The organism is Cloacibacterium sp. TD35 (genome assembly GCF_028864635.1).
Taxonomy (GTDB): Bacteria; Bacteroidota; Bacteroidia; order Flavobacteriales; family Weeksellaceae; genus Cloacibacterium.
This window is the reverse complement of the sequence record NZ_CP104850.1, coordinates 1,376,242-1,388,732: the sequence shown is the minus strand read 5'-3', so window position 1 is coordinate 1,388,732 and position 12,491 is coordinate 1,376,242. Positions and strand designations below refer to the sequence as shown.

The 12,491-nt window shown below is 34.1% G+C and carries 9 protein-coding genes; 1 reads left to right on the top strand and 8 read right to left on the bottom strand.

Annotated elements, in window-relative coordinates; translation table 11 throughout:
• Positions 1-28: 28 nt before the first annotated feature.
• Positions 29-739 carry a hypothetical protein gene (locus N7277_RS06450; protein ID WP_274778764.1) on the top strand — a complete coding sequence of 237 codons (711 nt, stop codon included), beginning with the start codon at positions 29-31 and terminating at the stop codon, positions 737-739.
• Here N7277_RS06450 and recG read toward each other — a convergent pair.
• The 8 genes from recG to N7277_RS06410 all read right to left on the bottom strand — a co-directional run bounded on the left by recG (position 736) and on the right by N7277_RS06410 (position 12,454).
• A complete protein-coding gene (gene recG / locus N7277_RS06445) occupies positions 736-2,829 on the bottom strand; it encodes an ATP-dependent DNA helicase RecG (RefSeq protein ID WP_274778763.1) in 2,094 nt (697 codons plus the stop codon). The genes N7277_RS06450 and recG overlap by 4 nt on opposite strands.
• A 128-nt stretch (positions 2,830-2,957) precedes the next feature.
• Positions 2,958-3,494, bottom strand: coding sequence for a thioredoxin family protein (locus N7277_RS06440; RefSeq protein ID WP_274778762.1), 537 nt, complete (start codon positions 3,492-3,494; stop codon positions 2,958-2,960).
• Between the two features lie 18 nt (positions 3,495-3,512).
• Positions 3,513-5,024: a peptide MFS transporter gene (locus N7277_RS06435; protein WP_274778761.1), complete on the bottom strand. Its 1,512-nt coding sequence runs from the start codon at positions 5,022-5,024 to the stop codon at positions 3,513-3,515.
• Between the two features lie 73 nt (positions 5,025-5,097).
• On the bottom strand, positions 5,098-6,603 hold the full coding sequence (locus N7277_RS06430; RefSeq protein ID WP_274778760.1) for a peptide MFS transporter: 1,506 nt from the start codon (positions 6,601-6,603) through the stop codon (positions 5,098-5,100).
• Between the two features lie 102 nt (positions 6,604-6,705).
• Entirely contained in the window at positions 6,706-8,361 is a 1,656-nt protein-coding gene (locus N7277_RS06425; protein ID WP_274778759.1) for a peptide MFS transporter, read from the bottom strand.
• A gap of 127 nt (positions 8,362-8,488) precedes the next feature.
• Positions 8,489-10,618, bottom strand: coding sequence for a S9 family peptidase (locus tag N7277_RS06420; protein ID WP_274778758.1), 2,130 nt, complete (start codon positions 10,616-10,618; stop codon positions 8,489-8,491).
• A 30-nt stretch (positions 10,619-10,648) separates the two neighbouring features.
• Complete coding sequence (locus N7277_RS06415; protein ID WP_274778757.1) at positions 10,649-11,689, bottom strand: glucokinase; 1,041 nt, start codon at positions 11,687-11,689, stop codon at positions 10,649-10,651.
• Positions 11,690-11,797: 108 nt separating this feature from the next.
• Positions 11,798-12,454 carry a copper homeostasis protein CutC gene (locus N7277_RS06410; protein WP_274778756.1) on the bottom strand — a complete coding sequence of 219 codons (657 nt, stop codon included), beginning with the start codon at positions 12,452-12,454 and terminating at the stop codon, positions 11,798-11,800.
• Positions 12,455-12,491 lie beyond the last annotated feature (37 nt).

The following is a 12,491-nucleotide window of genomic DNA, read 5'->3' as shown; positions in this document are numbered from 1 at the left end:
AATAAAGGATTTTTTGTAAATTAGTCCTATGAAAAAACTAATAATCACGGCCCTAATTTTATTGAGCTATCAAGCTGAAGCTCAAATCAAAGCTGTAACTGACGAAGGAAAAGAAGTTGTTCTATTTGATAATGGAACTTGGAAATTTACTAATGATAGTGATGCAAAAATTCTAGAAACCATCACTACCAATGAAACTCCTTTCACTAAAGATAAAGCTTCCACATTTTTATACCGAAGCAAAAAAGTAAATGCGGGAGTTTATGTAAATCCTAAAATCTGGAAAATTACCGATGCTTTTAAAACTCCAGTTTTAGAATATGCATTTATAAACAATTCAAATTCTAATATTTTTGGACTATTAATTTCTGAAAATGTAGAAGTAGGCAGTTTAAAAAACTTAAAAGAACTTGTAGTTATCAGCACAAAAAACAGAGCTGATTATTTTAGATTAAAAGAATCTGAATACCGAACTGTAAATGGTCTAAATGTCCTTTACTTAAGATACATAGCGAATAACAAAGGGCTAGATTTCGAATATCAAATGTATGCTTTTCTTACAGATAATGGATATTGTTCTGTTACTGGTTATGCTTTTGCTAAATATTTTAACCAAAATAAAGCAGAGTTAGACCGATTCTTAAATGGTTTAGTAGAAGTAAAAAAAGCAGAAGGCACCCAAAAAGTAGAAGTTTATGAAACTCCGCCTCCTCCAGCAAAAATTAAAAGTAAAAATTAAGAGATTTTTCCCCATTTATTTTTGCCTTTGTACTGTTTTACGTAGTAATTTCTAAGAGTTTGATGCTCTGGAAGTTGTAGATTTCCATCTATTTTCAGTAAGTGTTCTACAGTTTCTTTTGCTGCTTTTATGATATTACCATCATTTACCAAATCTAGGCGTTTAAAATCTACCATTCCGCTTTGCTGAGTTCCTAGAATATCTCCAGGTCCGCGCAACTGCATGTCTACTTCAGAAATTTTAAAACCGTCATTGGTTTCGCACATGGTTTTGATGCGTTTTCTAGATTCTGTGGAGAGTTTATCACCCGTCATCAGAATACAATAGCTTTGTTCTGCTCCTCTTCCTACTCTACCACGAAGCTGGTGCAACTGTGAAAGCCCAAATCTTTCGGCACTTTCTATGACCATTACTGAAGCATTTGGCACATTTACACCCACTTCTATTACTGTAGTTGCCACCATAATATCTGCTTTTCCTTTGGCAAAATAATTCATGGCAGCATCTTTTTCATCTGGTTTCATTTTCCCGTGAAGCATGGTTGTATTATAATCTGGAAGCGGAAAAATTTCTGAAATATGCTCAAAGCCTTCCATTAAATTTCTATAATCCAGTGTTTCAGATTCTTCAATTAATGGATATACAAAATACACTTGCCTGCCTTTGGCAATTTCTTCTTTGGCAAAACCATAGACAGAATTTCTATCTTTTTCTCTTCTATGAGCGGTAATAATTGGTTTTCTACCAACAGGCATTTCATCAATCACAGAAACATCTAAATCTGAATAGTAACTCATTGCCAGAGTTCTGGGAATAGGTGTAGCCGTCATCACCAAAATATGAGGCGCTATTTTATTTTTAGCCCAAAGTTTCGCACGTTGTGCTACTCCAAATCTATGTTGCTCATCAATAATTGCCAATCCTAAATTTTTGAACCGAACAATATCTTCTAAAACCGCATGAGTTCCTACTAAAATCGAAAGTTCGCCGCTTAATAATTCTTCATGAATAATTTTTCTTTCGGCGGTTTTGGTAGAACCTGTGAGTAATCTTACTTTAACATCCGTTTCCTTCAATAAATCTGCAATCGAATTAAAATGCTGCGTTGCCAAAATTTCTGTAGGCGCCATCATACAACTTTGGAAACCATTATCCATGGCTAAAAGCATCGCTAAAAGTGCCACCATCGTTTTACCAGAACCCACATCACCTTGCAATAATCGGTTCATCTGAATAGGCTTTTTTAAATCATTTCTGATTTCTTTCAGCACTCTTTTTTGAGCATTGGTGAGTTCAAAAGGAAGGAAATTTTCGTAAAAATTGTTGAAATTTTCGCCTACTATCGGAAAAGGATTCCCAATCGTAAAACTTTTGTTGTAATTTTTTTTGAGACCGTAACCCAACTGGAAAAAGAACGCTTCTTCAAATTTTAATCTTCTGTCTGCATGTTTGGCAAAATCTGCATTTTGTGGAAAATGAATGTTAAGATACGCTTGTTGACGACTCATGAGTTTCAGAGATTTCATGATAGAGACTGGCAAATTTTCTTCTATCAACTTTGGAATCTGCGAAATGATGTTGGCTTGAACCGTTTGAAAAAATTTCTGGTTCAATCCTCGTTTCGTCAATTTTTCTGAACTTGGATAAATAGGTCTGAGTCTTTCTTCTGCCGATTTCTTGTCTTCTAACTCAATTTCTGGGTGAGGCATAGAAAAAGCGTGATTAAACTCCTGAATTCTCCCAAAAATATAGATTTCTCGGTTTACGGGAATCTGTTCTTTCATCCAATTAGAATACTGAAACCAAACTACATCTAGTGTTCCTGTTCCGTCTGTAAACTTCCCCGAAAGTCGTTTTTTTCCTTTAGCATAAGTAATTTCCTGTAATTCTGTAATCCTGCCTTTCAGCTGAATTTCTAAATTATCTTCCTTGATGTCTACAATTTTATAGACTTTCGATTTATCTAAATATCTTATCGGAAAAAAGTGCAGAAAATCTTCCACCGTTCTAATATCTAAGACATTAGCAATCAATTTGGCACGTTCTGTACCAATTCCTTTTAAAAATTCTATGGAAGTATCTAGATTCAATTTTTCGAGTTACGAGATTCGAGTTTTACGATGTGAAATTAAGGAAATTTGTTCAAAACTAAAAAAGAAAGACCTTCAATACATGAAAGTCTTTGCTCATTTTACTTTATAAATTATAATATAAGAGTTTACTCTTTAATTTTTGATTTAAACTTCTTTTGGTAGTTTTCCCATTGATCACGGGTTTTGATATTCTTATAATCTCCTTTGGAAAATAATGTGATGTAGGGTTCTAATTCTTTGGCAGAGAAAAATCCCATCAAATTGGTAATCGGTTGAGAATTTTCGTCTAAAAATACCAGAGCTGGATAGCCATTCACATTCATAAACTTCGCGAACTGGTGCATCGCATTTCTGCTTTTTGCCTTGGTAGCATAATCTGGATTGGTGAAAACCCTATCGTAAAAATTAACCGTCTGATTGCCTTCTGCATTGAATTTTACAGCGTAAAAATTTTCATTGATGTATTTCGAAATAATAGGATGTGAATAGGTCTGTTTATCCATCAATTTACAAGGCCCACACCAATCTGCATAAAAATCGATGAGAATCTTTTTTGGATTGGTCTTTTGAGCAATTAGCGCTTGTTCCATCGTCATCCAATTCACTTGTGAAAAGGAAAAACTGAACACCCAAAGAAATAACATCGATAAAGTAGTTTTCATACAGTAGTTTTTATGTGGTTAATGAACCTCTTGCATTAATTTTTTCACAAAAGGAGATATCAAAATCAGTACCAAACCAGCTACTAAAGCGTATATTCCTAAATCTTTATATCCTTCTGTGTAAGTAATTAATTTTTCATAGTTGGTTGCACCTTCCTTTGCTGAAGCCATGTTTGCTCCAATAATTCCTGCGACATATTGTCCGTAAGCTGAAGCCAAAAACCACATTCCCATCATCATTCCCTGTAGTTTTTCTGTAGAAAGTTTCGTCATAATAGACAAACCAATTGGCGATAAGCATAATTCTCCAAAAGTAATAACCAATAAAGCAATTGTAAAAATATTCAGAGAAGTAATCCCTTGAAGATTGGCGAAAAATTTAGTTGCAAAAAGCAGATAATATCCTAATCCTAAAAAGATAAATCCTAAACCGAATTTGATTAAAGTATTAGGTTCTAGTTTTCTTTCACTTAGCCAAATCCATAATAAACCAATAATTGGTGCTAAGAAAATAATGAAAAATGCACCTCCAGAATTGTTAACTCCATTCGGGTCTAATCCTAGTAAGTCTTTGTTCAAATTATTAGCAGCAAAAATGCTCAAAGACCCTCCACTCTGCTCATAAATTCCCCAGAAAAGAATAGAGAAAATAATGAAAACCAAAGCTGCCCACAATTTTTTTCTTTCAGCTGGAGTAACCTTTGTCATTTCATAGAATAAATAAATGAGCGTCAATGGACCTACGATATACATGAACAAATCTGTATATTCGGTTATAGAAACCATCGTCATAATTATAGGTACAAAAACCAAAGAAAGGACATAAACTCCATATTCTTTCCATTTTGCCATGGGTGAAAAAGTTCCATCTGCATTTAATGTTTGAGGCTGTAAACCGATAGGTCCTAATCTTCTTTGAGTAAAGATAAAATTTACCAAACTTACCACCATAACAATCGCGGCTAAACTAAAAGCTACATTCCATCTTTTATCTTCTGGAATAAAACTAGAAAACATTTCTCCTTTACCAATAGCGATACAGAAATAACCTCCCAATAAAGCGCCTAAGTTGATTCCTGCATAAAAAAGTGAGAAACCTGCATCTGTTCTAGAATCTCCCGCTTTGTAGAGTTTCCCTACCATAGTAGAAATATTGGGTTTAAAAAAACCTGTTCCAATTACCGTAAAAGCAATTCCTAAAAAGAAAAACTTATGTGGATCTATAGATAAAATAATACTCCCAACAATCATCAGTAAACCTCCCCAAAATAAAGATTTTCTAAAGCCAAGTATTTTATCTGCAAAAAGTCCGCCCACGAAAGTAAAAGCATATACAAAAGCTTGAGTAGCTCCGTATTGTAAATTGGCTTGTTCATCTCCAAAATTGAGTTGAGAAATCATGAAAAACACAAGCATTCCGCGCATTCCGTAGAAGCAGAAACGTTCCCACATTTCAGAGAAAAAGAGTGACCAAATCTGGCGAGGATATTTACCTTTAAAATCTTGAATTTGTTCGAGAGTTAATTCCATTGTAAAAATTTATGTAACGAAAATAAAAAAAACCTCTGACATTGCAGAGGTTTTAGTAAGTTTTATGATAATTTTAATTTACGCCATGCATTTTCTTTTCTAACCATCTACTCATCACGAATAGAACTGCTGCTGCAACTCCACACATTACGATGAATACTAAGAAGAAATCAAATAAATTAGCAATTTGGAAACCTAAGAAAGAGGTAGTAGCAGCGCCTTCTCCTGCTTCTCCACCTCCAGGAATTAATGCTGAAAGTGTTCCTGCAAATTTATTCGCTGCTGCGTTTGCTAGGAACCAAGTTCCCATCAATAATGATGAAAATCTAGCTGGTGAAAGTTTAGAAACCATTGATAATCCAATTGGTGATAAACAAAGTTCTCCCATAGTGTGAATCACATAAAGACCGATTAACCAGAACATAGATACTTTATCCACTGCTCCTAAACCATAAACTGCAAATGCGATTACTACATAACCAAGAGCTACTAAAGATAAACCAATCGCCATTTTTTTAGGAGAAGTAGGTTCTAATCCTCTATTCCCTAATCTTAACCAAAGTGAAGAGAATAATGGCGCTAAAAGGATAATTGCTAATGGATTTACAGATTGAAAATAAGAAGCTGGCATTTCCCAACCGAATAAAGTTCTATCTGTTTGTCTGTCTGCAAAAATAGTAAGCGAAGCTCCTGCCTGTTCGAATGCTCCCCAGAAGAAAATTACAAAGAATGCTAGAATGAAGATTACCATAATTCTGTCTCTTTCGTCTTTTGTAAGGGATTTATCTGTTAAAATAATAAGTGGCATTGCAATCATCGCTCCGTAGATTAAATATCCAATAATATCTAATTCGCTATTGAACATCGTTTTGAAATTCATTAAGAAGAAAATCAAAGCGGTAGAAGCGATTACAATTCCTATTTGTTTTACGCCAAATTTCTGTGTAGGCAAACCAATAGGGTTATTATCTGCATCAATTAGAAGTTTATTTTTTTGAGCAACAAAAGTGATAAGGCCGATAATCATCCCAACTCCTGCTGCTAAAAAGCCCCATTTGAAATCTATTTTTTCTGCTAAAGTTCCACAAATTAATGGTGAGAAGAATGCTCCTAAGTTAATACCCATGTAGAAAATGGTAAATGCAGCATCTACTCTTCTGTCTCCTTTTGGATACAATTGGCCTACCATTGTAGAAATATTTGGTTTGAAGAAACCGTTTCCAATGATGAGTAAAGTAAGACCTACCCACATTAATGAAATAGCAGCACCACCTGAAGCAGAAGCACTAAAAAACATCGCAAACTGACCAAGAGCCATTAATATACCTCCAATTTCTATACTTCTTCTGTTTCCTAAAAATCTATCAGAAAGATAACCTCCCAAAAGTGGTGTTAAGTATACCAAACCTGTATAACTACCGTAGATATTTGAAGCATCAGAATCTGGCATAAGAAGCATTTTCGTCATATATAAGATAAAAATTGCTCTCATACCGTAGTAAGAGAAACGTTCCCACATTTCAGTCATGAATAAAAGGTATAGTCCTTTAGGATGTCCTTTTTGTTGTGCTGTATCCATATTTTTATTGTTAATTTTTTGTTAAGACTAGCAAATATAGTTTTTTTTTGGTTTAGTCAATAAAAAAGTCAGCACTAAAAGTACTGACTTATATCTTCTTAATTAATGACCTTGGTCTTTCATAATTTTGTTCAAACGCTTTAGCATAGATGCTCCTAGTAAAGTCGCAAAAATGAGTAAAGCAAAATTCACCAAGAAATAATTCATCTTATTATCATAACTGTACCAAGTACTTGCCAAAATTCCGGAAAGTTTGTTTCCTACTGAATTCGCTAAGAAGAAACCACCCATCATTAATGCGGTAATTCTCGCTGGCGAAAGTTTTGACACGAAAGAAAGTCCCATCGGTGATAAGCATAATTCCCCAATTGTAATTACTCCGTAACTTGCTACTAACCACCACGGTGAAACCTTCACTGCGCCATTATCACCAGCATAAACCGCGAGAACCATCACCAAACAAGAGAGTGCCGAGATAAATAATCCCAAGACAATTTTAGTAGGAGTTAAAGGTTCTTTTCCTTTTCGTCTGAGCATAGCCCAGATTCCTACAATAACTGGAGTTAACGCAATTACCCAAAATGGATTAATGGACTGGAATAGCTCTGTATTGTACAAGAACACTTTCTGGGAAGGATTTTGCTCCAATTGCGCTTTTTGTTCAGGCTTAATATTTCTGAAATAGATATCTTTTCCTTGAGTTTTTAAGGTTTTTCCTTCTTCATCTTTTTGGGTTTGATATTGGTCATCATACACAGAAACTTCCTTGTCTTTGAAGTCTTTTCCATCTACCATATAAATATCTTCCAGAGGTTTCTCTACACTTGCAGGAACACTTCTATCTGTATAATAATTTGCCCAACGTGTTAAAGCTGTTCCGTTTTGTTTGAAAACCGCCCAGAAAAACATCGAAATTAAGAAGATGGATAATAATGCTCCAATTGCAGGTTTTTCTTTCTGATTCGCTTTGAAATAAAGGGAAACATAAAAATAAATAACAGGAATACATGCAAAAATAAACGCATCTGTACTATCACTTCCGAAGATTTCTCCTGGTAAGAACCAACCGATTGCTCCAGCGATAATTGCAGGTAAGAATACTTTAACCAAAATTTCAGAAAGTTTGGTATCTCCTTCTTGTACTGGCTTCATTTCTGCTGCCTGTCTGTAATGTTTCATTCCTACGGTAAAAACCACTAAACCGACCAACATCCCAATTCCTGCAGTAATAAACGCTTCTCCCCAACCGAATTTATTACGCATAAATGCTGCAATAATGTTACAAATGAAAGCACCGATATTAATTCCCATGTAGAAAATGTTATAACCTGAGTCTTTGTTGGCTTTGTATTTTTCGTCTGAATAAAGATTTCCTAAAAGTGTAGAAATGGTAGGCTTAAAGAAACCGTTACCTACAATGATTAATCCTAAAGAAGTATAAAAAAGTGGTAAATCTTTAAAAACGCCCATCCCAATATAACCTGCAGCCATCAAAATACCACCGATATAAATAGATTTTACGTATCCTAGAACTCTATCTGCCAAGAAACCGCCAATAAATGGAGTAAGATAAGTAAGGGCAATATAAGTCCCGAAGATATCATCTGCCATTTTATCAGGAAGTCCTAATCCTCCTCTCATTCCTTCTGGCTCAATAAGATATAATACAAAAATTCCTAAAATTAAATAATACCCGAATCTTTCCCACATTTCTGTGAAAAACAAATACGGTAAACCTTTTGGATGTTTATTGTTCATAAAATTTATTTTTCCCAAAAATAAGTTTTTATATTGAATGCAAAAAATAAGTAGAGATTAAAAATCACTTACTCTGAAAATAAAAAAAGCGGACTAAAGTCCGCTTAATATTGAGTTTCTAACTATTTTAAAGATTCTCTAAAATAAAATCAGTCATTTTTTTATACAATTGAGGTCTGGTTTGACCGCCATAAATTCCGTGATTTTTGTCTGGATACGCCATAAATTCAAACTGCTTATTGCTTTGAATCAATGCTTCTGAAAATTCCATAGAATTTTGGAAATGTACATTGTCATCAGCTGTTCCGTGAATCAAAAGGAATTTACCTTTTAGTAATTTCGCAAAAGTAGTCGGCGAATTCTGGTCATAACCTTCAGGATTTTCTTGTGGAGTTTGTAAAAATCTTTCGGTGTAAATGCTGTCATAATATCTCCAATTGGTTACTGGCGCTACCGCAATTCCTGCTTTGAAAACATCTGCACCTTTTGTCATGGCTAAACTTGCCATATAACCACCATAACTCCATCCGAAAATACCAATTCTAGACTTGTCAATATAAGATTGATTTCCTAACCATTTTGCAGCTGCAATTTGGTCTTCTATTTCGTATTTTCCCAGGTTTTTATAGGTTACTTTTTTGTATTTTGTTCCTCTATAACCCGTTCCACGACCATCTACACAAACTACGATATATCCTTTTTGCACCAAATGATTGAACCAAAGTCCGTTTCCACCGTCCCAAGAATTAGAAACTTGCTGAGAACCCGGTCCTGAATATTGGAACATGAAAAGTGGATATTTTTTATTTGGGTCAAAATCCTTTGGTTTCATGATGTAAGCATTCATTTGGTCTCCTGCTTCATTCGAAATCATCATAAATTCTTTGGTTACCAAATTATCTGCATTTAATTTGCTTAAAAGTGCGTCATTATTCTGCAATTCTTTTACAAATTTCCCGTTTCCATCTTTTAAAGTATAAGTGAATGGTTTTTTAGCAGTAGAATTAGTCTCAATAAAATATTGGAAATTTTTAGAAAAATCTGCTCTGTTATTTCCTTCCGCTTGAGAAAGCAATACAGATTTCCCTGATGAAATATTAAATTTAGAAACTACTTTATTGATGCTTCCTTTCTCGGTTGTTTGTAAGAAAACTTCTTTCGTTTTTGGGTTAAAACCATAATAATCAGTGATTTCCCAGTTTCCTTTGGTTACTTGCTTGTTCAGTTTTCCTTTAGCATCATACCAATACAAATGTCTGAAACCGCTTCTCTCTGAAGCCCATAAAAATGAGTTGTCATCTAAAAATTCTAACGTAAGATTATCCGTATCAATCCAAGCTTGGTCTGTTTCGGTTAATAATTTAGAAACGGTTCCAGAAGCGGTATTAATTTTTAAAATTTCTACTTTATTCTGATGTCTGTTAGAAGTAGCAATCGCTACCTCATCATTTTTAGCAGTGCTAAAAACTTGTGGAATATAATAATTCTCAAAACCTGCCAAATCTAAATGGATGGTTTTACCAGAATTTACCTGATATAAATGTGCAGAAACTTCTGAGTTTTTCTCTCCAGCTTTTGGATATTTAAAACGATAATCTGTAGGATAAAGCGATTTATTATACATCTGCATGTTCATCTCTGGAACTTGCGATTCATCAAATCTTACAAAAATGATGGCGTCACTTCCTTTGTTCCACTGATAGAAATCTGCATGCCCGAATTCTTCTTCATAAACCCAATCTCCCAATCCATTAATCACTGAATTTTTCTTTCCATCATTGGTAATTTGGGTGATTTTTCCAGATGCTAAATCTTGATAAAATAAATTATTGTCTGAAATAAAAGCAACCAATTTTCCATTAGGCGAAAATTTAGGCTCTTGAACGAAGTTTCCGTTGTTCAGACTGATTATTTTTCCTGAAGTAAGGTCTTTAACATCAAATTTCCCTAAAAATGAATGTCTGTAAATAGGCTCAGATTCTTTTTGCAAAAGAATTTTTGATTCATCATCAGAAAAAATATAACTCTCAAAACTTCCGTCTACAATATTGCCTACTTTTTCAGTGGTTTTGTAAGAATATTTTGCAATACCGCCTCTTTCGATTACGGCATAGTTTTCTCCATTTTTAAGAGAAGCGATTCCCGCAATGTTTTTGCCACGGTAGTAACCCGAATAGATTTTTTCTAGAGTAATTTCTTGAGCAAAGCCAAAATGCATCATTCCCAAGAAACCTAATGTTAAAAACAATTTCTTCATTCCTTAATTTTTAAATTTTTCTAAATGTTATTATTCAGAAAAAGCTCCATAATATGCCGCTCCATATAATGCTGTTTTGCTATTTAGGTTTAAATAAATAGGAATTCCAGCTAAAAGTGGTTCCATTTCGTCACATTTTAAGAAGCTTTCTTCTATTTTTTCTTTGTTGATAAAGTTATAAATTCTTGGCGGAATTCCACCTGCTAAAATTAATCCTCCCGTTGCTTTATAATTGAGCACCATATTATTGGCTCTTCTCGCCATAAAATCTACCAGCATTTCCATTGCCAAAACGCAAGTGGTACATAATCCAGACATTGCAGTTTCACTGATTACGGCAGATTTATCTTTAGCTTCTGCTAATTTCTGGGTAAGCCAAGCTTGTTCTTCGTAGCCTTTTACATCTCTCAAAAATTCGTAGATTTTGTAAATAGCCGGTCCAGAAACCAATCTTTCCCAAACGATAATTTCGCCATAGGTTTTTTGTAAAAATTTTACCAATTCAAATTCTACATCTGTTCTCGGCGCAAACTCACTGTGACCACCTTCTGAAGGCATAGGTCTTAGATATTTTCCATCCCAGAAAAGACAAGCTTCGCCTAAACCTGTTCCAGGTGCTAAAATAGCAATATGACCACCGACTGAAGGGTTCCCATTTCTTAGGGTCACCATAAACTCATCATCCATATCAGTCATCCCAAAAGCAGTAGCTTCTAAATCATTAAATAGATAGACTTTATCTATTTGTAGGTCTCTACTAAGTTCTGTTACATCTATTTTAAATTTTATATTTGTGGTGTGACAAGTTCCATTTACTACAGGCCCTGCAGCTCCAATAGAAATTCTGTTTGGCTTCTCAAAATTATTTTTTTTGATAAAATCTAGAATAATTTCAGTCAAAGAATTATGATGATTCGTGGTATAGGTTTCTTCTAACTGAAGAATCATTTTCCCATTTTGCGAAACAAATTGTGCAATATTGGTTTTGGTTCCACCCACATCTGCAGCTAGAATTGAAAGGTTATTGTTTGCTGGATTTTCGATTTGTGGTAAATAAAGCGGAAATTTCATAGTGTGAAAATTTTAAATAATGTGTTGTTTAATTTTAATAAAATTACTCTGAAAAAAAATCCCCTAAAAATAAGGCTTTTCAGCAATTTACACCTTATTAAAAACCTTCTAAAAACATGATTTTAGTCTTGTTATTTCAAGAAAATCTGATACTTCTCCTTCCATAATCGCAGAGGAATGAAAACTTATTGCATCAGTGAAACTTTTGATTTCAAGAAGGTTAGAAGAGCGCAACCCTCCTCCGCATAAAATATCTATTCTTCCTGCTGAAATTTCCACTAATTTTTTGAGCATTTCTTTGCCTTCTTCTACATTAGCTTTTCCGCCAGAAGTTAAAACAGTAGAGAATCCAGAATTGATAAGTATTTCTAATGATTTTTCAAGATTTTTAGTTCTATCAAAAGCGCGATGAAAAGTACATGGCTTTCCTTTTGCAAATTGAATAAGCTCTTTGCATTGCTGTTCGTTTACCTCATTATTTTGGTCTAAAATCCCAAAAACAAAACCATCTGCTCCAACGTTATAAAAATTTTGCAGTTGGTGTTTCATTAAGCTGAAACCTTCATCTGAATAGAAAAAATCTCCTTCTCTCGGACGAATCATCACGTAAATAGGTACATCTATTTCCTTTTTTAAATTTTGGAAATCTTCTAAATCTGGAGTGGTTCCGCCCAAATGAAAATCTGCACAAAACTCTATTCTATCTGCTCCAGCTTTTGCTGCGATAACGGCAGATTCTTTATTAAAACAAGCTATTTCTAACATATTTTTTTAGATTTGAGAATCGAGAACCTAGATTCAA